Source organism: Flavobacterium sp. N2270, from assembly GCF_025947225.1.
GTDB lineage: Bacteria > Bacteroidota > Bacteroidia > Flavobacteriales > Flavobacteriaceae > Flavobacterium.
Map to the genome: position 1 here is coordinate 173,906 of NZ_CP110005.1, position 23,360 is coordinate 197,265.

A 23,360-nucleotide genomic window follows, 5' to 3' on the forward strand; every position below is an offset into this window, starting at 1 on the left:
TTATCGTATTGTAATAGCTAAAATAGTAACTAGTAATGAAATAGCCGAGATGGCTACTGTTAAATTTGGTCCAACTACTGATGAATTTACTTTTGTTTTATTGGGTTCAACATACACTACATCGTTTTGAGCCAAATAATAATATTCGGAATTTAAAAAGTCGGAGTTTGTTAAATCAATTTGTTGAGTTGTTTTAACTCCATTTTTTTCGCGAATGACCAAAATGTTTTTTCGTTTTCCGTAAACCGTAAGATCTCCTGCCATACTCAATGCTTCTAACACTGTAATTCTTTCGCTATTAACAGTAAAAGTTCCTGGTTTTGCTACTTCTCCTAAAACTGAAACTTTAAAATTTAAGATTCTCATATGAATTATGGCATCTTTTACATGGTCTTTTAATATTGATTTTAATTTATCAATGGCTTCTGTTTTAGTTAAACCACCTAATACAATATCTCCTAACATTGGAAATTGAATGGCTCCCTTACTGTTTACTATATAGGCTTGGACTTGTTCATTTACCGCAATGACTTCGGTAGCATTTTGTATGGCTACACTTTTTAAATTATAAGGTGCGGCTACTTCAGGATTTTCAGAGCTAACCATAATAGACAATACATCATCCGGTTGTATGGTAGGTTCATATTGTGTGGCACTGGAAGTGATATTGTTATTTTGTAAATACACTATATTTTCTTTTGAAGCACAGGAAGCTATCAAAAAGGAAAATAGTACTAGATATATTGCATTTTTAAATTTCATTCTCTTCTTTTAAATTTTAACAAATATAAGATTCTTTATATAACTTCTAATCTAATTTCTCGAAGCTCGAATTCATGCTTTTAAATTCGGGAACCATTTGTTTCATTTTCTTTACAATTTCAACCGTATTAAAAGTGGCCAATAAAGTTTTTAAGGATTCAATATCTGAATTTACAATTTCATAATTAAACTCTTCCAATTCTTTAGAAATCATTATTTTATCGTGATGTGTTTTCAATGTTTTAGAACTTTCGTTTAACAGTTCTTCATATAATTTTTCGCCCGGTCGCAAACCTGTAATTTTGATTTCCATTTCTGTATTGGGAATAAAGCCGGCTAGTTTTATCATTTTATGAGCCAAGTCGATGATTTTAACAGGTTTACCCATATCAAATATATATATTTCGCCACCATTTCCCATAGAACCGGCTTCAAGAACCAACTGACAGGCTTCGGGAATGGTCATAAAATAACGAATGATATCGGGATGCGTAACGGTTAACGGACCACCTTCTTGAATTTGCTTGGTAAATAAAGGTACAACAGAACCGTTCGAACCCAATACATTTCCAAAACGGGTTGTGATTATCTTTGTTTTTGATGTGTTATGTTCATTTATATTAAAAGCCAAGGATTGCACATATTGTTCCGCAATTCTTTTACTTGCCCCCATTATATTACTGGGATTAACAGCCTTATCTGTCGAAATCATAACAAAGGACTCTACTGCATATTTTACAGCTAAATCGACTGTATTCTTAGTACCAATTACATTGGTATAAACCGCTTGATACGGATTATTTTCCATTAAAGGAACGTGCTTGTAAGCCGCGGCATGATAAACCACTTGGGGCTTGTGTTCTTTAAAAATGAAGTCCATCATTTGAACATCTTTTACATCAGCAACATAAGGAATAATTTTAATATGCTTTACATTGTTAACTATTCCATTCACTAAATCATAGAGCGGTGTTTCTGCTTGATCTACTAATACTATTGCATGTGGATTAAAAGTTATAATTTGAGCAACGATTTCGCTACCTATAGAACCCGCCGCACCAGTAATTAATACTATTTTTTCTTTTAATTGATTTGATATTTGAAGGGTATTTAACTGTATGGGTTTTCGTTCTAACAAATCATTAATATCGAAATTTTTAAGGTTTTTAGAAAGGTCTTTTTGATCTTGCCAATCTTTTACTTTTTCAAGAGTTAATACTTTGAAATCGTTATCTAAACAATCGTCAACAATTTTTATTTGTTGCTTTTTACTCAGCATCCTATCGGTTATAATTAAAGCTTGAGCATTGAACTCTTCTAAAATTGCCGCTATGTTTTGAGAATAATTTACTATGGGCAAACCTAAAAGCAACCTAAGATCATGTGATTTGCCGTTATCTACAAAGGCAACCACTCTATACTTTCTAGGTTGTTCTAAATTTAAAGCATTAGCAACTGCAACTGCATTACTGTCATTTCCAAAAAGAATAACCCTTTGTTCTTTTTCTAAATTACCATATTCAATGTATTTTTCATATAAGAATTTAACGGCCACTCTAAACAAGAAAAGCAATAAAAATGAAATGATAAAATGAATTAGTAATACTGGAAAAAGAAAAATTTTATTTCCTGTAATTAAAAAGTGGATGTAATTTAAAGTGACTAATGCTAAAAAAGTAGCAAAAGTTGAAACTAATAGTTTTAAAGCGTCAATAAAACTGGAGTGTCTTATGATTCCTGCATAAGTTCTAAATGCAAAAAGAAAAAAACATATGTAAGAATAGTAATAATATACCTAGAAAGAACCGAATAGGTATCATAGTGCCTGAATGTAAGGTTTTCAACAATATAATAGGTTACGATGCTGGCAAAAAAAACAATACAAACATCCATACAAAAAACAATCCATCTGGGTAAATAACCAAGATTAGAAAATCGGTTTGCTAAGAAAAATGTTCCTACTTTTTTCAGCAAAGAAGAACTTGGTTTATGTTCATTATTTGTCAAAGTATTTGAATTTTAAAGAATTGGGACAACAAAAATATTAAACTTATTGAGTTAATAGCCTTATTTATAATTAATATTACAGTAACTATTTAAAAAAAGCATCTAAAACCACTCTAATTCTATTTTTATCTGCTACAGATAAATTAGAACCCGAAGGCAAACACAATCCTCTGTTAAACAAATCTTCTGAAGTTCCGTTTCCAAAAAAAAGATATTTAGTAAATACAGGTTGTAAGTGCATCGGTTTCCACAAAGGTCTCGATTCAATATTTTCGCTTTCAAGCGCTAATCGTAAAGCTTCTCGTTGCTCATAAGATTGTAAGACAATTGCACTCAACCAATGGTTAGAATAAAAATCCACAGAGGGCTCTTGTAAAACTGTTACGCCGTCCATTTTAGAAAAATAATTTACATAAAACTGATTCATTGTTCTACGCAATTGCACATGCTCATCTAACACCTCCATTTGTCCGCGACCAATTCCTGCGCAAACATTACTTAATCTATAATTATACCCTATTTGACTGTGTTCATAATGCGGTGCGGCATCTCTAGCTTGTGTGGCTAAGAAAACGGCCTTCTCTTTTATTGCTTTTGTTTTTGTTACTAAGGCTCCACCTCCAGAAGTGGTAATGATTTTATTTCCGTTAAACGATAAGATAGAAACATCTCCAAAAGTACCACATTTTTGCCCTTTATAAGAACTGCCTAACGCCTCAGCACTGTCTTCAATAATAGGGATATTGTATTTATCAGCAACCGCTCTTATCTCATCTACTTTATAAGGCATTCCATATAAATGAACTACTATAATGGCCTTAGGTTTTTTACCCTTTGCTGTTCTATCGATTATAGCCTCTTCTAAAGCTTTTGGACACATGTTCCATGTTTCTTTTTCGCTATCTACAAAAACAGGTGTTGCGTTTTGATAAATAATTGGATTTGCCGAAGCCGAAAACGTCATGGATTGACAAATGACCTCATCGTCTTTTTCTATTCCTAATAAAATTAAAGCCAAGTGAATAGCTGCCGTTCCCGAACTTAAGGCAGCAACAAAAACACCTTCCTTTAAATAGTGTTCAATATCTTTTTCAAAACCATTAACATTTGGACCTAGTGGTGCAATCCAATTTTCAGCAAATGCTTCTTGAATGTATTTTTGTTCGTTTCCACCCATATGAGGTGAAGAAAGCCAGATTTTATTGCTCATTTTTAATTTCTTCTTGGTATTTTATTATTCTCCCAGGAACCCCTACAACAACGGCATTATCGGGTACGTTTTCAATGATTACAGCACCTGCTCCTATTTGTGCATTTTTACCTATTTGCAAACCGGGCAAAACCGAAGCGCCTATTCCTATTTGGGTTAGCCCTCCAACAGATACACCTCCACCTAAAGTAGCATTAGGCGATATATGAACATAACTAGAAATCATACAATCATGCTCTACAATTGCACCAGTATTAATAATACAATGATCACCAATTATGACGCCAGGATTAACGACTGCTGTAGCCATTATTTGTGTTCCTTTTCCAATTTTAGCAAACTTAGAAACTACTGCAGATGGATGAATGGTCATGACAAAATTTGTATTTAAGGTTGTGGCTATTTTTTTTCTAATTTGATTGCTCCCTATTGCAATAATAGTATTTTTGTTTTTAAAAAAATCTGAATTGGTGTTTAAAAAAACCTTAAAGCCATATAATTCTACAACATTAGGGTTATCATCAAAAACAGCTTTAATTTGGTATTTATTTTCTTCTAACAAGACATCGATTACAACTTTTGAATGTCCGCCACAGCCAAAAACGACTATATCTGTGTTCCCGCTAAAAGGCTCTATTGTTGCGGCATTTTCAGCATTTATACCTTCGCTAATGAGTATTTTCTTTATGGTTTTTAAAATGATTTTTACATCTAATTTAAAAGACAAGTTTTCAACATAAAAAACATCTAAATCAAATTTTGTTTCCCAGTCAATTGCATTTCTACCGTTTACTTGTGCCCAACCTGTAATTCCGGGTTTCACATCATGCCTCCTATTTTGATAAGGAGAATACAAATTCATATATTGTGTTAATAAGGGTCTTGGCCCTATAAGGCTCATATCGCCAATTAAAACATTTAGCAATTGAGGAATTTCGTCTAATGATGTTTTTCGAACAAAAGATCCAATACGTGTTAATCGTTCAGCATCTGATAAAAGATTCCCTTTGGCATCTTTTTTATCATTCATCGTTTTGAACTTAACGATGCTGAATATTTTCCCTTGATAACCTGGTCGCTTTTGAACAAAAAAGGGTTTTCCATTATTGGCAATAGTCAACAATATAGTTATTGCAAAAAACAAAGGTAACAGCACTATGAATCCGATTAAGGACAATATAAAATCTAGTATTATTTTAATAAAATTTTTATACATTTATTATACTAATTCTTTATAAAATCGCAACCATTGTTCAGACACCTCATCAGCTGAAAAATTTTGAATAACATAATTTCTTCCTTCTTTACCTAAAACTTTTCGAGTGGTTTCTTTTGTAACTAACAATTCCATTTGATTATACAGTTGGTTTATATTTTTTACTTCATGGCGTAAACCTGTTTTGTTTTCAAGAATCGTTTCTGCTAAACCATAAGTGTCGCTGCAAATTATGGGCAATTCTAATAATGAAGCTTCAATAACACTTGTTCCAAAACCTTCTCTATAACTGGGTAAACAAAAAACATCAGCGGCCTGCAAAACTTCTTCTGGTTTTGAGGTTGATCCAAAAAAGAAATAATTGGAACTTATAATTGTTTGAAGTTGAGTTTCCATGTTTTCTTCATCAAAACCTACCAAAAGTAATCGTACGTTTGGATATTTTACATTCAATTGTTGAAAAGCATGTGCTAAATCTAATATGCCTTTATCGGTGTTCATTCTGCCTAAAAAAGCAAAAACAACATCATTTTCATTATAACCTAATTGTGCTCTATATTTTTTTCTAACGGATGCTGTTGGGTTAAAACGACCAACATCTACTCCACTGATTGAACCTTTACCCAATACTTGAGAATTGGATTCTTTTATAATTTTATTTGCAATTAAAAATTGTCTTTGCGATTGACCGTCTACAAGAATATGTGTTGAAAATTTAACTATTATTGTATCTAAGAATTTTAACAATCGTTTTTTTAATCCCGTTTGTGTATGCCAAACTTGTCCTGTAAAAATATGAATTCTAATGGGTGTTTTAGACAACCAAGCCGCAAGTATTCCTATTAAACCTGCCTTAGGGGTAACCGTATGTACGGCATTAAACCTTTCTTGTTTTAAGTAAATACTTAATTTGATTAAGGCCATTACATCTGAAAAAATAGCGATGTTTCTATTTATTTTAATGTCTTTTTTATGTGTTACAAAAGGAATTTCTTCTTGAATTTTTTCGTCATAATTAGCAACCAAAGTAATTTGAAATTCCCTTGAAAGGTATTCAAAATGCTTCAACAAAAATGCATTTGCTGTTAATGGAGTAGAAACTATGAAACAGATTTTTTTCATTATAATTTTTAAAATTTACCTTCAAAGTTTTCATATTTCTTACAATCTTGAAGACTTGGTTTTTGCCCAACTTTTGATAAGTATAATTTTTCAACCCCAAAAATACTTAAAATAAAAACAACAGAAGTTTTCAAAACAGAAGTTGTAGCGTATTTTATTTTTTGAAGTATACTTACTTCTAGTCTATTAAAGGATTTTATATTAAAACTAATTGATTTGAAATATTTATAAAATGAAAAAGAGTTGTCTCTTTTATAACCATAATGAATTCTAGGTGTAAAGGCATATTTTTTCTTAATAAGAATCCTTCTTAAAAAATCTAAATCTTCAGAAAACCTGAAAGTTTTATCATAATTTACTCCTTCAATATCTTGAATACGAATAATAGAAGAAGCATGAGGCAGTTGAATAAAATTTATAAAAGAATTAAAATAAAAAGCAGTTTCATTTTCAAAAGGTCGAATTACACTGTACAAATTATTATTTTTATCGGATAAAGCCATCGCAGATGAAAGTAAAGTTACATCTGGATGCTGTTCCATATAATTAAATTGAAATTCGAGTTTATCTGGAAAATAAAAATCATCCGCATCCAACATACACATATATGGAATTTTTAAACTTCTAACCATATCTATTGCTGCTTGACGAGCAGAACCTCTGCCCATATTTTTTGAAAAATTAACAACTAAATATTTATTTACATCTAAAGTTGAAATTACTTCTTTTGTATTGTCGGTAGACCCATCATTTACGATTATACAAAACCAGTCTTTAAAAGTTTGATTTTCTAATGATTTTAAAGATTTTAAGATTGTACTTTCCCTATTATAAACAGGAACTACAACGGCTATTTTTTTAGTTTGCATTATGCAGTTTTAAAATAAATTAACAAAGTAAACAATAAACTTCCAACTATCATGAACCCAATTACCTTAGTTTGATTGTCAAATATTTTTTGTTTTAACAGTGGATATATCATTACAACGGGCATTATAAACCAAGATAGATAAGCTGTTCTGTTTGTATATGCAGCATAAATCAAAAAAACCCAAACTAGATTTGCAATAATATAAGTGTTTAAAAGTCGATTATAAAAAACAGATTCAAACTGTTTTTTATACTTATAATAATATCCTAAAACAATAGCAACAGCACTATATAATATAAAATCAATTCGATAGCTTCTTCGTACTGCTTCACCATCAATTTCATCAGAAAAATAAGTTTCTACTCTTCTATCATCAAAAATACCAGAATTTAAGAAAAAATCAGATATAAGAGTTTCTATTTGGCTTCCAAAAAAATAACTAATAACAACTACGGAAAGCCACATTTTTATTAAGAACTTAGTATCTTTAACTTCACTCGTTAAAATAAATGCAATCAAAGGCAGAAACATGGATTTATGAAAAGAAATGGAAATTAATATTATTCCATACATTAACCATTTTTTATCATAAAAGGATAAAGCAAATATAAAAACAGAACTTGCTAAACCATTACGCACACCATTGATACCAAAGGCCCAAAAAGACATTGAAGTTACATATAAGAGTAAAGCAAAAAAAACATACTCTTTAAACCATTTCTTAAAAGTATAATAAGGAAGTAAAACATATATTAAAGCACATATAAAGTAAAACCCAACAATGTCTAAAAATGGCTTTACAGACAACATTAAAAAATAAAATCCAAAATCAGACTTTACTCCGTAACTAGTTAAAGATAAATTTTTATACATTTCACTGTAGTGATTTGTATCTCCAAAATATTTCCAGTTACCATAAGGGTCTCTTAACCCAATAAATGCAATTACAATTAATAGTACTAAAAAGGTTCCAACATATAAATTAATTTTTGGAAAACATTCTAGATCTTTTTTTATAAATAAAGGTAATATGCTAAATAAAACAGTGATGCTTAGCAATAGATAATAAACATTTGAATATATCTCAACTGGTATCATTCTAAAAGTAATTGTTTTAAATTTAAATTGTATTTTTTCCAAGTACAATTTTCTAAAATTCTCTTTCTTGCTAGTTTTTTTTGTTCTTCCAATAAAACTGGATTATCTATACATTTAATCAAAATATCTGACAATTCTTCTTTATTATCTTGTTCTATTAACCAGCCGCCAGTTTCGTTTGTAACTGCATCTGCTATTCCGCCAGTTTTAGTTCCTATAACAGGAATTCCACAAGATTGGGCTTCCAAAAAAACTAAGCCAAAGCCTTCTACCGAAGTTGAGTCATCTTGTTCTCTTGTGCAAAGTACAAAAATATCATTTGAATTATAAAAACTAGGTAAAACTTCCTCTTTTATAAAACCATGAAAATGAACTTGCTTTTGAATCCCTAATTGTTTAACAAGTACTTTTAACTCTTCTAAATAAGGTCCAATTCCTCCGATATTCCATTCTATTTTTTCTTGATAATCCGTTGGTAAAGCTGCAATTGTTTTTGCAATAAAATCGTAGCCTTTAAATTGTAGTATTCGAGAAAGTGTTGCTATTCTAAACTTTTTATTAGCTTCTACATTAGTTGCTAACGGTTTAAAAAAATCTGAATTAACACCTAATGGTAAAGCTACTGACTCAGCTTTGGGATTAATTTGATGTATTAACCCCTTTGTATATGCACTATTTGCAATGTTTAGTTTTACTTTCCCTAAAGTCCATTTTGCATATATAGACAACCAAAAATATTTTCTAAAAGTGCTTTTTCCAGCTAAAAACTCTGTTCCATGACCTAAAATAAAAACATTTTTAAATCCTGCTAATATTGCCAAAGTAGCTTCTGGATGCCAAAGCCCACATAAAACGTCAACATTTTGCTTGTTTTTTATTTTGTATAAATATTGGAAAGCTTCTTTTTCACATTTAAATCGGTCAGAAGAAAGTTCTACAATTTCAATTTCATGGACATTATAAGGAATTTGCTCACCATATTTTTTTCTTGTTAAAACTTTTACATCAGAATAATATTCCTGCATTCCTGAAGTAATTTCTTTGCACAAGCGAGCTATTCCACCATTTGAAGGCGGAAAGTCATAAGAAAATATCAGTAATGTTTTATTCATTATAATTAGTGCATTTTACGCTAGCAATTCCAGCCTTTTTACCTTCTAATCTGGCTTTAAAATAATTACTAAAAATGGTTATTTTACGATAAGATACAGCATACGCAACTACTAGTTTTAATAGATATAAATGAGCACTTATTCTATTTACAAATTTTAAATGACGCTGAATTATTAACGAACGGTTACGAACCAAAGAAGCAATATATTTTTTTATATCGAGTACACGACAACCACCTGTTTCTGCAGCTAAATGATGAAGCCTAGCTTTAGAATGGAACATAATTTCATATCCTACATTTTTAACGCGTAAACAAAAATCGGTTTCTTCGTATAAAGCAGCTCCTTTCGTTAAATTTTCATCAATTCCATTTACTTTTAGTAAAACTTCCTTTTTCGTAGAAAAATTACACCCTTTTGCATGATCAACTTCAAAGGTTCCCTCTAAATGAAAACCAGGAATTGGAGTTGCAGTCCATTTATTAAAAACACCTGTTCTACTACCTTCATTAGGATTGTTTTTTTCAATTATTCCTCCAGCAACAACACCTGTATTTTTATTTTTCAAAATCGAAAAATGTTCTTGAAGTAATTGGTTATTACAATTTATATCATCATCTACATATAATATAAAATCATATTCCGCATTTTGCCATCCAAAATTTCTAGCTTGAGGCAAACCTTTAAAAAAAGTAATATGATGGTATTTTACAAATAAATAGTCTGAAACAAAATTAATTACATCAATATCTGGCTCATTCGATTGATCTACAATAATAATTTCAAATGGAAAGGTGCATTTTTGTACAACCAAATCTTTTAAGGTAGTAATTAAAAAATCAGTTCGATTTAAAGTAGGTATGATTACGGATATTCCTTGCATTATATTTTTTTCTAATTAAAATTTCTTCAATTTGTTTAAATAGACATTTCAAATTTATAAACAATTAACATAGTTAAACCTATAGATATTAAAATGGGAACTATAATAATAACTTGGTTTATTAAATTAAACTGTTGTACCAAAATCAACAAAATTATGTAACCGATATTTTGATGTATTAAATATAATGGATACGATATTTTTCCTAAAAATAATAATATCTTAGATTTTGACAGAAAAGTTATTTTTTCAAACGACAATAAATAAAAAGTAAAAAAGAAACCAGTTACCACAATACATTCTTCTATACTTGATTTTAAAGGGTCTGTTGCTTTTGTTAAAGTTAAAATATAATAACTAATTAAACTAAAAAAAATTAAGATATGAGAAGTCCATTTTTTTCGTTCTGCTTCGTTTTTCCAAATAGTATAAAACATCATTCCTCCAAAAAACAAAGGACTCCATTTCATGTTTAATATAATACCAATCATAAAAACACTATAGTCATTTGGAATGCAAATGATAGAGGATAACAACCAAAGAAAGCCAATAATTTGAATATGTTTTAATAATTTGAATTGGTATAAACATAATATAAATCCATAAAACAATAATTCTGCAGCTAAAGACCAATAAACGCCATCAATATGCTTATTATGTAATATGGGAATAAATAAATCTTGAATTACGGTTGAATTTAAAAGAAAATCGAGTTTTGAAAACGCCAATTTTGACACTCCAGAAATTAAAATCACTAAAGATGTAAGAAATAAAGGAATCCAATAAGTGGGATAAAGTCTAACAAATCTTTTGATGATAAATTCTTTAATCGATTGAATTTGTTCTATGGACATAAAAATAACAAAACCACTAATTAAAAAGAAAAGTTCTACACCCAAATAGCCGTATTTAAATTCAACACTAAAATTTAATGGTGTATTAAATTTAAAATTAAAAATTGTAGTATAATGCCTTAAAACAAACGCTATTGCTGCAAAGCCTCTTAATGCATCTAAACTCTCAATTCTTTTTTTATCCATTATCAGCCTTCAATTATTTGAATAAATTGCTTAACCTGACTACTTGCTAAGTATTTTTTACAAAACTCTTCGTTAGGTTCTTGAGAAAATGTACTATTTGTTATGCTTGAGAAGCATTTAAGTGCTTGCTCTTCGTTATCTAAAAACAATCCTAAATTAGCATTAGTTAGTTCCTTTCTAGCTTCACTAGGATTTGGCACTATTGCTAAGACGTACTTTTGTAAGGCTATATAGTCTACCATTTTCGCGAAGTTTGTCCACCAATGACTATCATAACCAGGAATTAAAAGAACGGCTTTTGAAGCTACAATTCTTTTATACAATTCTTTTTGAGGTAAATGGTCTTCAAAAATCAATTTTTCTTTAATTAAAGACGAAATTCCAACTTCATTTATAGCTTTCTTATTGATTGCCGAATTTCCAATAAACCTAATTTGAAAACTCTCGTTTAATTCCGGTTTGGTCTTTAAAAAACTTTCTAAATACTCAAAGAAAACTCCCCCATAATCTTTTAGAAACTCACCAATATATATTATTTCATTTAATGGGTTAATTTCTTCCTTCGGAATATAATCATCGTCTGCTCCTGTTGGAATAAAATGCGTTTTTTTATCATATTTGCCTCCATATAAATCATGATAAATCAGTTTGTAACTAGACGATAATCCTGTAATTATATCTGCCGATTCTAAAGCATCAATTTCAATTTGTTTTTGTTCTTTAAAAACTCTTGGTAATGAAGAATGGTTTCGTAAAGAATACATAATTGGATCTCTAAAATCTGCAATCCATTTAACATTATGCTCCTTTTTTAACCGACTTCCAATTTGAAGTGTTGTAAAAGGTAAAGAAGTTGTATAAATATACTGAATGTTCTTTTCTTTTATTAATTGGTTTGCTTTTTTAACCGTACCTTTTCTCCAAGTCCAAAAACGATCTGGAACATTTAAATAATTATCTAACAAATACTTATACAAATAATTTTTAAAAAAAGATTCTTTATTTAATATAGTATTACTTTCTATAGAGTTTGTGTTTTCAGTATTTTGCTTTAATTTTTTAAGTGTTTTAAATGTTCTATCCTTACCTGTAATCCACATATACAAACCTCTTAATGACGGTTCGATATATTCTGTTCGATATATTTCAACACCCTCTAAATCTTTTAAAAGGGACTCATCTTCATTATATATATAATTTGTATTTACAGTTAAAACAATTGGATTCCATCCCTCACGCTTTAAATATTTGACCAATTTATGGGCACGAAAAACTGCAGCATGTGTTTCGGGAGCGAAAAATGGCGTTATGACAAGAATATTCTTATTTTGCATGGTATAATTTATATAATTCAGATACATATAAAGCTACATCATATTGCTTTACATTCTCCAATGCATTTTCCGTAAATTTAGGATAAGCCTCATCGTTAAGAATCAATTTTTCCATTTTTTCGGCTAACGCATTTTCTGATAATTTTTCATAAACAAAACCATCTATACCATTTGAAACTATATTTTGAATACCTCCAGAATTAGGAACAATCGCTGGAAGACCACATGCCATAGCTTCAATACATACAATTCCGAAAGGCTCATATGGAGCAGCATGAATAAAAGCAAAAGCATTTGGCAATAGTTGATCTACATCATTTCTCATTCCTAAAAAATGTATCGCATTGGAAATATTTAATTTATTAGCTAACAATTCTAATTCGTTTCTTTGATCACCATCCCCACAAACCAATAATCCTACATCATGACCCTTTTCTTTCAATAATCCAATAGCTTTAATAGAAACATCAACTCTTTTATTAACTCCACGACCAAGTGTTCCAACAGTTACAAAAGTAAATTTTGGTGGATTATCTATAAATGTATCTAATTTTTTATTTGCAATAGATTTATACTTAGACAAATCAACACAATTATACATTACGTTTAGTTTGTAATTAAATATTTTATGTGTGCTATTTGTCCATTGTTTTAATTGATTACTACAAACAATTATTTTATGAAATAAAAATTGAGACATAAAATTTAAAAATCTAAATTTTATGGAATTCATATAAATATCTCCTTGTTCAAAACCTATTCTATTTTTTACTCCTACCATAAAACCAGCAGTATTTGCTAATAGTCTAGACCAAGTTAAATGTGTTTCAATTACATCTGGAGCTTCTTTTTTTATTATTTTTTTTAATAATTGTAATATTTTAAAAAAGGATTTAGTTTGAAAAAATGATCTTAAATTTAAACAAATAACTTCTACATTTATTTCTCTGAATTTCTCACTTAATGAATTATCTTCAAATAGAACAATTATTTTTTGTTCATCTTCTGGGTGCTGCAAAACCATTTCTTTCACAATAGTTAGTAAATGAGTTTGTGCTCCGCCCATTTTAATTTCATCTATAAAGTGTAAAATCTTCATAATTTATTTTTAAAAATTAGACGCTTTTCCTCTTCATTTAACATTTGAAAAAAAACCAAAACAAAAATGAACGTATAAATTAAGTTTTTCAATATAAAATTGAACCAATTAATTTTATCAAAAAGAGTAAAACCAAAATAACAACATATATATATAATCATAAAGGTTATTCCAAACTTTAATATTGTACTTTTTATAAACTTAAAGACATTTAGATCTAATTTTTGTTGATAATAGTAGTTCATAATCAATTGTAGAACAAAAATGGCACTTACTAAACCATAAATCATTCCAAATATGCCAAATTTTAAAGACAAATAATAGCCCAATACGGATCCAATTATACTAAATAATAAAAAAGACAAAGCTTTAAAACGCAACATTTTTTTTGCCTCTAAAATAGCATGTGCATATCCTTGAGAAATAGGAAGTACATAAACAAGCATTATTAAAACCGCTATTAAATAAGCAGGTTGATACAGTTTTCCTATCCAAAGTAATATAAAGTCTTGGCCAGTTAATAAAAAAGCGCCAAGTACATATAGCAATAAATATAAAGAAATTCGGCCAACTTTAATCATTTGATTAGTAAGAGTTTCAGCAGAAGCATTATTATAAACAGATTGGATTGCTTTTGGTAAAATTAAACCATTTACAACATTTCCAAAAGTCGTATAATATATCCCTAGCATAACACCTATTCCAAAAACAGCAACCGTTATTGTATTAGTTGTTGTTCCTAATATCACTTGACCTGTTCTCCATTGAAATTGATACACTAAAGCGAAAATGAAGATCCAAAAGGAATATTGAAATATTTCTTTAACATAATAAAACTCCCATTTATGAAGCTTAATGCTAACCTTTAGTTTAAAAAAGGTGTAATATATTGTTACTATAATAAATAACAAATTTACAATTGTGTCTAATACGACAATACCTATTGCATCTGCATCTTTTTTTAAAATAAGAACAACCGCAATACTCCTTACAACAACTTTAATTATAGTTAAAAGTCTTGGAAAAATAAATTTTTCGTATCCAGAACAAATACCTGTAAAAGCTCCGCCAGGTAAAGTTATGGCTATATTGAAAATCAAAATCAATAACATAGTTTTGGCTTTACTCAACTCGCCATAAGATAATGAATTCTTAAACAAAACTTCTACATTAAAATAGAATAAAATACCAAAAAAAGTAATTAAAAGCCCTATAAAAGTATATATGATAAGGCTTATGGCTAAAAAATTTTCTTGTGCTTTACTGTCATTTTGCACTCTATATTGGGCAACAAATCGAACAATAGTATTATTTAATCCTAAATCTAAAACGGATAAATAACCCACAAAAGCACCTATAAGCGTATAAAGACCATATTCCGAATCGCCTAGCATTTTAATAATAAACGGAGTTAATAATAACCCCGTTATATTTGTCAATGCTAGATTAGCATAAGATAATATAGCGCCAAATTTATGCTCTTTCAAAATTTAATATTTATAATTTCCCATCTACAGCCTCAAGCAGAACACCTTTCACATCATACAATACACTATTTTTTTTCCTCAAAAGAGATAAATCTAATGTTTTAAATTCTTTATGTGCAACACCTAAAATAATAGTGTCAAATTTTTCATTGGGTACATTATTAGTAACCTCAAGTCCATATTCATGAGCCACTTCCGCAGGGTTAGCTAAAGGGTCAAAAATAGTTACACTAACTCCATATTCTTTCAAAGAAGAGATAACATCTATAATTTTTGTGTTACGAACATCGGGGCAATTTTCTTTAAAAGTAATTCCCAACATTAAAATAGAAGCGCCATTTACAACTACCCCTTTTTTAATCATGTATTTAATAACTTGTGAAGCAACATACTCACCCATAGAATCATTTAATCGTCTTCCAGCTAATATAATTTCAGGGTGATATCCTTTTTCTTGTGCTTTTTGTGCTAAATAATATGGGTCAACCCCAATACAATGTCCGCCAACTAAACCCGGTTTAAAGGGAAGAAAATTCCATTTAGTTCCGGCAGCTTCTAAAACAGCAGCTGTATCAATTTCTAATAAATTAAAAATTTTAGCTAATTCATTTACAAAAGCAATATTGATATCGCGTTGCGAGTTTTCAATAACTTTAGCCGCTTCAGCAACTTTTATACAAGGAGCTAAATGTGTTCCTGCAGTAATTACCGTTTTATATAAATCGTCTACTTTAATTCCAATTTCTGGAGTAGAACCTGCGGTAACTTTTAATATTTTATCAACCGTATGTTCTTTGTCTCCCGGATTAATACGTTCTGGAGAATACCCAGCGAAGAAATCTACATTAAATTTCAAGCCTGAATTTTTCTCTAAGACAGGTACGCATTCTTCTTCTGTAACTCCAGGGTAAACAGTTGATTCATAAATAACAATATCACCTTTTTTCAAAACTTTTGCAACGGTTTCACTCGCTCTATACAAAGGCGTTAAATCGGGCTTATTGTGCTTATCAACCGGCGTGGGTACCGTAACAATATAATAATTGCACGATTCTATTTCTTTTAAATCATTTGTACAAAACAATCCATTCGCTTCAGAATTGGTCTCTTTTAAAACTGCTTTTAAAACGTCATTTTCAATTTCAAGCGTAGCATCAATACCTTGGTTAAGTTCGTTTATTCTATTTTGATTAATATCAAAACCAACCACATTAAATTTTGTGGCAAACAAACGAGCTAACGGTAAGCCTACGTAGCCAAGTCCAATAATAGCCAGACGAGGTGATGGGGTGATGGAATGATGTTGCGACATTATAATTTCCATTTTTCAGGTTCAACAATCATTTTTACTAACATACCTAATACCATATCATATTGTTTATAAATCTCATTATAGAGCTCATTATTAATATATTTACATTCTAACGCAAAGTCTAACCATACTTGTGTTTCTGCAGCTTCGGCTTCACAATCTGAAAGTTTAGAAACAAAATTTTTAGGATATCTTCTTTTTCTAAAAGCCTCAGCTAAATTTGCACAAACAGAACGAGAACTTCTTCGAACTTGATCTGTTAAAGAATACTTCTCATCAACAGGGAAACTTTTCGAAACATTATAAATTTCCATACTCAATTCAAAAGCCAATTGATAAACCCTTAAGTCTTTATGAGTAGCAATTTTCGCCATAAAATATTTAATTTTAAAGTCTCTCCTAATCTCCAAGTCCCCCAATCTCCCAATCTCAAAGTCTCCCAGTCTCAAAACCTAACTCCCAATAGATTGATAAATAAATCCTATTTTTTCTAATTCTGCTTTATTTAATAAATTTCTTCCGTCGAATACGAATGCTGGCTTAAGCATTGAATCGTATATTTTTTGCCAATCGTAGGTTTTAAACTCATCCCATTCTGTCAACACGGCAATAGCATGAGCGTTTTCACATACTTCATAAGGATTTTCTATAACCGAAAGTCCTTTTTTATTATCATTTTCACTTCTAGATGCCAAGTAATTTAAATCGAACAGAATTTGCTTTTCACTCACTTTTGGATCATAAACAGAAACGTGAGCTTGTTCAGAAAGTAAATAATCGGCAACATAAATTGCAGCTGATTCTCTTGTATCGTTTGTGTCTTTTTTAAATGCCCAACCCAGGAAAGCAATCTTTTTACCCGAAACGGTATTGTATAATGTTTTAATGATGTTTTTTGCAAACCTTCTTTTTTGGTGATCATTCATAATAATCACTTGTTCCCAATAATCTGCTACTTCATTTAATCCATATGACTGAGCTATATAAACTAAATTTAGGATGTCTTTTTGAAAACAAGAACCTCCAAATCCTACAGATGATTTCAAGAATTTTGAACCAATTCTGCTGTCCATTCCAATGGCTCTTGCAACTTCATTTACATCTGCTCCCGTTTTCTCACAAAGTTCTGACATTGCGTTTATAGAAGAAACTCTTTGCGCTAAAAATGCGTTTGCCGTTAATTTTGACAATTCAGACGACCAAACATTGGTAGTTAAAATATTTTCTTTAGGCACCCAATTAGCATACACATCTACTAAAGACTGAACTGCTTTTTTACCTTCTTCAGAAGAATCTCCTCCAATTAAAACTCTATCTGGAGCCAATAAATCTTCAACTGCAGTACCTTCAGCTAAAAATTCTGGGTTAGATAAAATTTGGAAACTTACTCCATTACCTGTATTATCTAAAATATCCTTAATAGCGCTTGCAGTTCTAACAGGTAAAGTAGATTTTTCAACCACTATTTTATCAGACTTAGCTACTCTTGCAATTTGGCGAGCACATAATTCAATATACTTTAAATCTGCCGCCATACCTTTACCTACTCCATAAGTTTTTGTAGGTGTATTTACCGAAATAAAAATCATTTCAGCTTCATCAATAGCTTTATCTACTTCTGTTGAAAAAAACAAATTTCTTCCTCTAGATTCAGCAACGATTTCGCTTAAACCCGGTTCATAAATAGGAATATTATTGACATCAACATCATTCCAAGCAGCAATTCTTTCCTCGTTTAAATCTACTACTGTAACCTTAATATTAGGGCACTTTTGTGCAATAATAGCCATTGTTGGACCACCAACATAACCTGCACCAATACAACATATATTCTTAATCATATTCTATTTTAAATTTTTCCAATACCACTCAACTGCCTCCTTAAGTCCTGTTTTTAGTGAATATTGAGGATTATAATTTAATAATTTTTTTGCTTTTTCTACACTTGCTAAAGAATGAGGTATATCTCCCGCTCTTAAAGGGCCATATTTAACTTCTACTTTTAAAATTTCAGGATCAAATTCACCTAAATATTCTTTTACATAACTTATTAACTCATTTAGAGTAGCTCTATCACCGAAAGCAGTATTATAAACTGTATTGATAGCGTTTTTATCTTGCGTTTCTAATGCTTTTTCATTCATATGAATCACATTATCAATATAGGTAAAATCTCTAGAAAAGTTGCCATCACCATTTACCACCGGACTTTCATGATTTATAAAACTTTTTACAAATTTAGGAATAACCGCTGCATAAGCTCCATTTGGGTCTTGATTTCTTCCAAAAACGTTAAAATACCTTAGACCAATTGTTTCTATACCATAGGTTTTACTAAATACATCGGCATAAAGCTCATTTACATATTTGGTAACAGCATAAGGTGATAATGGTTTACCTATACAATCTTCAACTTTAGGTAACGCTTCTGAATCTCCATATGTAGACGAACTTGCCGCATAAACGAATCGAGAAACCCCTTCTTTTGTAGCTGCTTGTAAAACATTTAAAAAACCTGAAACATTAACCTCATTTGAAGTTAATGGGTCATTAATTGATCTTGGAACAGAGCCAAGCGCAGCCTGATGCAATACATAGTCCGTTCCTTTTACTGCATCTTCACATGTTTTATAATCCCTAATATCTCCCTCAATTAATTTGAAGTTTTTATTATTTATTAAATGAGCGATATTATGAAAATGACCTGTAGCAAAGTTATCCAAGCAAACCACTTCATTATATTCAACAAAGTAATTACATAAATTAGAACCTATAAAACCAGCTCCTCCTGTAATAAGTATTTTTTTATTTTTTATTACTTTTTCCAAATCCTAAGAATTTTTTTTTCGAAACTTATTCAGAATCTTTTTTAATCCTTTTTCTTCCACTACTTCATCATGATATGACTCACCATAAGCTCCATAACCATAGCCATAACCGTATCCATAACCATAGCCATATTTATTTTTATTTTGGAACCCGTTTAATAAGACACTAATATTATTTAGTTCTCCTCTTTTATGTTTTTCATTTACAACTGCAAGCATTCCCTTTTTGGTAAATCCTTGTCTAGTAACATATATTGTGGCATCTGCATATTTTGCTAATTCTAAGGCATCAGCAACTAAACCAACAGGAGGTGTATCTAAAATAATGTAATCATATTTTAGTTTTAACTCTTCAATTAAATCATCCATCGCTCCACCCATTAACAATTCAGCTGGGTTTGGCGGAATAGGACCTGAAGTAATTAAGTCTAAATAAGGTATGTGAGTTGATTGAGTAACTTCTTCTAATGTTTTTTGACCTATTAAATAGTTCACAACACCCGTAATATTATCAATATTGAAATCACCAAAAATTCTTGGCTTACGTAAATCTAAACCAACAATTACAGTTTTCTTTTCACTTAATGCAAAAACGGTTGCTAAGTTAATTGAACAAAATGTTTTACCTTCTCCACTGACTGAAGAAGTAAGCATTAAAATTTTAGAACCCTCAACTTTCTGTTTTTTATACATAAACTGTAAAGAAGAACGAATTGCTCTAAATGATTCTGCTAAAGGTGATTTTGGTTTTTCAAAAACTGATAAGTTATTTAGTGTATTTCTCTTTCCAATTACTCCAATTAAAGGAATTTTTGTAAGTTTTTGAATATCATCAGCAGTGTTTATGTTATTATCTAATAAGGTTATAAGAAATACAATTAAAAATGGCACCAAAAATCCAATTAAAATTGCTAAAATATAATTAATACTTGTCTTTGGCCCCCTTAAACCTCCACCAATATCCTTTGCGGGGTCGATAAAGTCTATATCAGAAATGTTAGCTGCTTTAACAATTTCTGCTTCACTCCTTTTTTGTAAAAAAGTACTATATAAATTGTCTTTCAGATCATATTTTCTAGTAATTTTAACTAGTTCTTGCTGTTGCTCTGGAAGCTTACTGATTTCACCTTCAAGAGCTGAAATATTTCTATTTACAATAGCCATATCTACATTCAAAGAAGTCTTAGCACTAATAATATTTTGTAGTAACACTTTTTTTAATGCTTCCATTTCCGAATCAAACTCGGTGAACATTTTATTGCTTTTAACTGAATAACCTAACTCAGCTCTTTGAGTAGACAATTGAATTAACTTTGATACATTAATTAAAATATTAGGGTCATCAATTCCTGCAACTGATGGCGCTGGCAATTTAGAAAAGTCGTTATTTTTAAGCAAATATGTATTCAATAAATTTAAATATTTGCTTTTACGCTCAAGTTCATCTTTTGTTATATCGAACTCTGAAACTTTATCTGTTAATTTCTCACCACCAGCTTCTAATTGAAATACATTTTTTCCTCTTCTAAAATCTTTTAATTCATTTTCTGCTTCTTTTATTTGACCTTCCATTTGTAATAATGTAGAATCAATAAAATTAATTGTATTTGTTGCAAATTGATTTTTACCATCTAACTGAATCTTTTTCAACATTGATACAGTAGTATTTAAATATTTTACTAATCGATATTTATTTGCTCCTTGTAATTGCAAGGTAATAACTGAAGCAGCTTTAGTATCAGCAGAAACATCAATTTCTTTATACTTAGCTACCGTTCCATTAAAATCACTAAATCTTAAATAAAACTCTTTTCCTTTAAAATTAATTGCATCTGGATTTAAATGAAGATTTAATGTTAAGAATGGCAAATTAACTTCCTCATTAATCTTGTATTTTTTAACAAATACATCATTTAACGTTCCTAAATCGCTTTGAGAGTTATCAATGTAATGGATTAGTTTTCCCGATGGATATTCGGCAAAATCAACACTTAATTCATATTGATTAGAAGATAAAAACTTAATTTTGATAGGCGTATTTAAAAGTTGTCCTTTATTTTTATCTATTTTCACATAGAAAGGGACACTGCCATAAACGTCTTCAAAATAATACTTGCCTTTAACTTCGTAATTGATATAATATTCTAGATTATCAACAACTAATTCATTGTGCGAACGCGACTTTAATGTTGTAATTACAGTTTGAACTTTATCTGAAACACCTCCCCAGTTAAAAACCAAACTGGTATTAGCTGTAAAAAATGGATTGTTTTCATCTTTAACAACAATGCTAGATTCCATTCCATATATCTTTTCTTTTCTAATATTTACATTATAAGCAATTAGAAATGTAATAATAAAACTTAACACAAACCATTTCCAATATCCAATAATCTTTAAAAAAAATCCTTTAAAATCGAAATTTGATTGAGACTCAAAAAAAGTAAAATCTTTAGTATCTAACATCTTATTCTCTATTATAGATTTCTAGTTAACAAAATAGTCGTTGTTATTAATGACAATGCAGTTATAATTGTTCCTATTGTTTGAACACCAGTGGTTCCTGTTCCCCAAGACTTTTGTTTCAAAGGTTTTATATAGATATAATCATTTGGTTGTATATAAAAAACTGGAGATTCAAATGCTTTTGAACTAGTTAAATCTATATAATATGTTTCAAAACCTTGAGGTAATTTTCTAATAACTTGCACTTCTTTCCTATTTCCTGTAATGGTAATATCTCCAGAGTTTGCAATTGCCTCCATTATGTTTACTTTATCCTGAAACAATACATTTGTTCCTGGGGTGTTAATCTCACCATTCACAGTATATCTTAAGCCCGCTAATTTTACATTCACAAACAATCTCGCCTCACTCTTAAAATATTCATCCAAAAGTCTTTTTTCAATTTCGTTTTTAACTTCTTCAACAGAATATCCTAAAACATTTAAGTTTCCTAAAACAGGTATATTAATATTTCCATGATCATCTACTGTAAATCCATTGAAGTAAAGTGTTTGTGGACTTTGCTGCACTTGATTTAGTTGAGTAGATGGATTAAACATTTCCACTAATCGTTGATCCAAGGCTTTTATTGATATTGATAAGATATCATTTGTTTGAACACGATAAGGCTTTGAAAGAGATTCATTTACCTGAATAAATTGATTCTTTTCTTGTTCTTTCTGTAAATAAATTAAGTCTTTATTTGGTATACACGAAGTAGCAAAAACTACTATTAATAATATATATATAAATTTATACAATTTCATTACATTTTATTTAAGAAAACAAATATAGTTTTTAGAATTAAATTTGAGAAATTTAAACCCTTTTATATTAAAAAAATTAATTCTGTTTCAACGAGCTTTCAAACGGAATTCTATGCAACAAACTTCTTCCTAATGTTACTTCATCAGCATATTCTAATTCATCTCCAATTGCAACACCTCTAGCAATTGTTGATGTTTTTATATTAAAATCTTTAATCTGTTTATAAATATAAAAATTAGTTGTATCTCCCTCCATAGTTGAACTTAGTGCAAAAATAATTTCTTCAACATTTCCTAGTTTAATTTTATTAATTAAAGTACTTATTTTTAACTGACTAGGCCCAATTCCTTCAATAGGGTTTATTTTACCACCTAAAACATGGTAAACCCCTTTAAACAAACCTGTATTTTCAATAGCCATAACATCTCTAACATCCTCAACCACACATATTAAACTCTTATCCCTTTTTGTATTACTACAAATTAGACAAACTTTATCGTCTGAAATATTATGACATTCGGTGCAATAAGAAATTTCACTTCTTAATTTAAATAGTGAAGAGCTTAAATTTTGCGTTTGATCTAAAGGTTGACGAAGTAAATGCAAAGCCAATCGAAGTGCCGTTCTTTTACCAATTCCGGGTAATTGAGCTATTTCATTTACCGCATTTTCTAATAATTTTGAAGGTAATTCCATAATTACAAAA

At 29.8% G+C, this 23,360-nt stretch carries 20 protein-coding genes and 1 pseudogene; all 21 read right to left on the reverse strand.

Annotated elements, in window-relative coordinates; all coding sequences use genetic code 11:
- Nucleotides 1-687, reverse strand: coding sequence for a polysaccharide biosynthesis/export family protein (locus OLM55_RS00850; protein WP_264559536.1), 687 nt, complete (start codon nucleotides 685-687; stop codon nucleotides 1-3).
- Nucleotides 688-808: 121 nt separating this feature from the next.
- Nucleotides 809-2,536, reverse strand: coding sequence for a polysaccharide biosynthesis protein (locus OLM55_RS00855; protein WP_413614324.1), 1,728 nt, complete (start codon nucleotides 2,534-2,536; stop codon nucleotides 809-811).
- 318 nt (nucleotides 2,537-2,854) lie between these two features.
- Entirely contained in the window at nucleotides 2,855-3,979 is a 1,125-nt protein-coding gene (locus tag OLM55_RS00860) for a DegT/DnrJ/EryC1/StrS family aminotransferase (protein WP_264559538.1), read from the reverse strand.
- A complete protein-coding gene (locus tag OLM55_RS00865; RefSeq protein WP_264560640.1) occupies nucleotides 3,969-4,616 on the reverse strand; it encodes an acetyltransferase in 648 nt (215 codons plus the stop codon). The genes OLM55_RS00860 and OLM55_RS00865 overlap by 11 nt, the downstream gene beginning before the upstream one ends.
- Nucleotides 4,596-5,195, reverse strand: a pseudogene (locus OLM55_RS00870) (sugar transferase); the annotation flags it as partial. The gene OLM55_RS00865 and the pseudogene OLM55_RS00870, both read right to left, overlap by 21 nt.
- Before the next feature lie 3 nt (nucleotides 5,196-5,198).
- A complete protein-coding gene (locus OLM55_RS00875; RefSeq protein WP_264559539.1) occupies nucleotides 5,199-6,317 on the reverse strand; it encodes a glycosyltransferase in 1,119 nt (372 codons plus the stop codon).
- Nucleotides 6,318-6,325: 8 nt separating this feature from the next.
- Complete coding sequence (locus OLM55_RS00880) at nucleotides 6,326-7,186, reverse strand: glycosyltransferase family 2 protein (RefSeq protein WP_264559540.1); 861 nt, start codon at nucleotides 7,184-7,186, stop codon at nucleotides 6,326-6,328.
- Nucleotides 7,186-8,286 carry an EpsG family protein gene (locus OLM55_RS00885; RefSeq protein WP_264559541.1) on the reverse strand — a complete coding sequence of 367 codons (1,101 nt, stop codon included), beginning with the start codon at nucleotides 8,284-8,286 and terminating at the stop codon, nucleotides 7,186-7,188. Before OLM55_RS00885 ends, OLM55_RS00880 begins: the two co-directional genes overlap by 1 nt.
- Nucleotides 8,283-9,398, reverse strand: coding sequence for a glycosyltransferase family 4 protein (locus tag OLM55_RS00890; RefSeq protein ID WP_264559542.1), 1,116 nt, complete (start codon nucleotides 9,396-9,398; stop codon nucleotides 8,283-8,285). Before OLM55_RS00890 ends, OLM55_RS00885 begins: the two co-directional genes overlap by 4 nt.
- A complete protein-coding gene (locus OLM55_RS00895; protein ID WP_264559543.1) occupies nucleotides 9,391-10,281 on the reverse strand; it encodes a glycosyltransferase family 2 protein in 891 nt (296 codons plus the stop codon). The genes OLM55_RS00890 and OLM55_RS00895 overlap by 8 nt, the downstream gene beginning before the upstream one ends.
- Nucleotides 10,282-10,316: 35 nt before the next feature.
- Nucleotides 10,317-11,321, reverse strand: coding sequence for an acyltransferase family protein (locus tag OLM55_RS00900; protein WP_264559544.1), 1,005 nt, complete (start codon nucleotides 11,319-11,321; stop codon nucleotides 10,317-10,319).
- A gap of 2 nt (nucleotides 11,322-11,323) precedes the next feature.
- Nucleotides 11,324-12,655 (reverse strand): hypothetical protein, encoded by a 1,332-nt coding sequence (locus OLM55_RS00905; protein ID WP_264559545.1) that lies wholly within the window; start codon nucleotides 12,653-12,655, stop codon nucleotides 11,324-11,326.
- Nucleotides 12,645-13,754, reverse strand: coding sequence for a glycosyltransferase (locus tag OLM55_RS00910; protein ID WP_264559546.1), 1,110 nt, complete (start codon nucleotides 13,752-13,754; stop codon nucleotides 12,645-12,647). Before OLM55_RS00910 ends, OLM55_RS00905 begins: the two co-directional genes overlap by 11 nt.
- Nucleotides 13,751-15,241 carry a lipopolysaccharide biosynthesis protein gene (locus OLM55_RS00915; protein ID WP_264559547.1) on the reverse strand — a complete coding sequence of 497 codons (1,491 nt, stop codon included), beginning with the start codon at nucleotides 15,239-15,241 and terminating at the stop codon, nucleotides 13,751-13,753. The genes OLM55_RS00910 and OLM55_RS00915 overlap by 4 nt, the downstream gene beginning before the upstream one ends.
- 10 nt (nucleotides 15,242-15,251) lie before the next feature.
- Entirely contained in the window at nucleotides 15,252-16,565 is a 1,314-nt protein-coding gene (locus OLM55_RS00920; protein ID WP_264559548.1) for a nucleotide sugar dehydrogenase, read from the reverse strand.
- Nucleotides 16,553-16,927: a four helix bundle protein gene (locus OLM55_RS00925; protein ID WP_264559549.1), complete on the reverse strand. Its 375-nt coding sequence runs from the start codon at nucleotides 16,925-16,927 to the stop codon at nucleotides 16,553-16,555. The genes OLM55_RS00920 and OLM55_RS00925 overlap by 13 nt, the downstream gene beginning before the upstream one ends.
- A 78-nt stretch (nucleotides 16,928-17,005) precedes the next feature.
- Nucleotides 17,006-18,394, reverse strand: coding sequence for a UDP-glucose 6-dehydrogenase (locus OLM55_RS00930; protein WP_264559550.1), 1,389 nt, complete (start codon nucleotides 18,392-18,394; stop codon nucleotides 17,006-17,008).
- 3 nt (nucleotides 18,395-18,397) lie between these two features.
- Nucleotides 18,398-19,381: an SDR family oxidoreductase gene (locus OLM55_RS00935; RefSeq protein ID WP_264559551.1), complete on the reverse strand. Its 984-nt coding sequence runs from the start codon at nucleotides 19,379-19,381 to the stop codon at nucleotides 18,398-18,400.
- Between the two features lie 3 nt (nucleotides 19,382-19,384).
- On the reverse strand, nucleotides 19,385-21,847 hold the full coding sequence (locus OLM55_RS00940) for an exopolysaccharide transport family protein (protein ID WP_264559552.1): 2,463 nt from the start codon (nucleotides 21,845-21,847) through the stop codon (nucleotides 19,385-19,387).
- A gap of 11 nt (nucleotides 21,848-21,858) precedes the next feature.
- Nucleotides 21,859-22,653: a polysaccharide biosynthesis/export family protein gene (locus OLM55_RS00945; RefSeq protein WP_264559553.1), complete on the reverse strand. Its 795-nt coding sequence runs from the start codon at nucleotides 22,651-22,653 to the stop codon at nucleotides 21,859-21,861.
- A 76-nt stretch (nucleotides 22,654-22,729) separates the two neighbouring features.
- On the reverse strand, nucleotides 22,730-23,350 hold the full coding sequence (recR, locus tag OLM55_RS00950; protein ID WP_264560641.1) for a recombination mediator RecR: 621 nt from the start codon (nucleotides 23,348-23,350) through the stop codon (nucleotides 22,730-22,732).
- Nucleotides 23,351-23,360 lie beyond the last annotated feature (10 nt).

Coding starts and splice junctions, on each gene's coding strand:
- OLM55_RS00860 (WP_264559538.1), bottom strand. CDS start 3,979: ATGAGCAATAAAATCTGGCTTTCTTCACCTCATATGGGTGGAAACGAA.
- OLM55_RS00875 (WP_264559539.1), bottom strand. CDS start 6,317: ATGAAAAAAATCTGTTTCATAGTTTCTACTCCATTAACAGCAAATGCA.
- OLM55_RS00880 (WP_264559540.1), bottom strand. CDS start 7,186: ATGCAAACTAAAAAAATAGCCGTTGTAGTTCCTGTTTATAATAGGGAA.
- OLM55_RS00885 (WP_264559541.1), bottom strand. CDS start 8,286: ATGATACCAGTTGAGATATATTCAAATGTTTATTATCTATTGCTAAGC.
- OLM55_RS00890 (WP_264559542.1), bottom strand. CDS start 9,398: ATGAATAAAACATTACTGATATTTTCTTATGACTTTCCGCCTTCAAAT.
- OLM55_RS00895 (WP_264559543.1), bottom strand. CDS start 10,281: ATGCAAGGAATATCCGTAATCATACCTACTTTAAATCGAACTGATTTT.
- OLM55_RS00900 (WP_264559544.1), bottom strand. CDS start 11,321: ATGGATAAAAAAAGAATTGAGAGTTTAGATGCATTAAGAGGCTTTGCA.
- OLM55_RS00905 (WP_264559545.1), bottom strand. CDS start 12,655: ATGCAAAATAAGAATATTCTTGTCATAACGCCATTTTTCGCTCCCGAA.
- OLM55_RS00910 (WP_264559546.1), bottom strand. CDS start 13,754: ATGAAGATTTTACACTTTATAGATGAAATTAAAATGGGCGGAGCACAA.
- OLM55_RS00920 (WP_264559548.1), bottom strand. CDS start 16,565: ATGGAAATTATAATGTCGCAACATCATTCCATCACCCCATCACCTCGT.
- OLM55_RS00925 (WP_264559549.1), bottom strand. CDS start 16,927: ATGGCGAAAATTGCTACTCATAAAGACTTAAGGGTTTATCAATTGGCT.
- OLM55_RS00930 (WP_264559550.1), bottom strand. CDS start 18,394: ATGATTAAGAATATATGTTGTATTGGTGCAGGTTATGTTGGTGGTCCA.
- OLM55_RS00940 (WP_264559552.1), bottom strand. CDS start 21,847: ATGTTAGATACTAAAGATTTTACTTTTTTTGAGTCTCAATCAAATTTC.
- OLM55_RS00945 (WP_264559553.1), bottom strand. CDS start 22,653: ATGAAATTGTATAAATTTATATATATATTATTAATAGTAGTTTTTGCT.
- recR (WP_264560641.1), bottom strand. CDS start 23,350: ATGGAATTACCTTCAAAATTATTAGAAAATGCGGTAAATGAAATAGCT.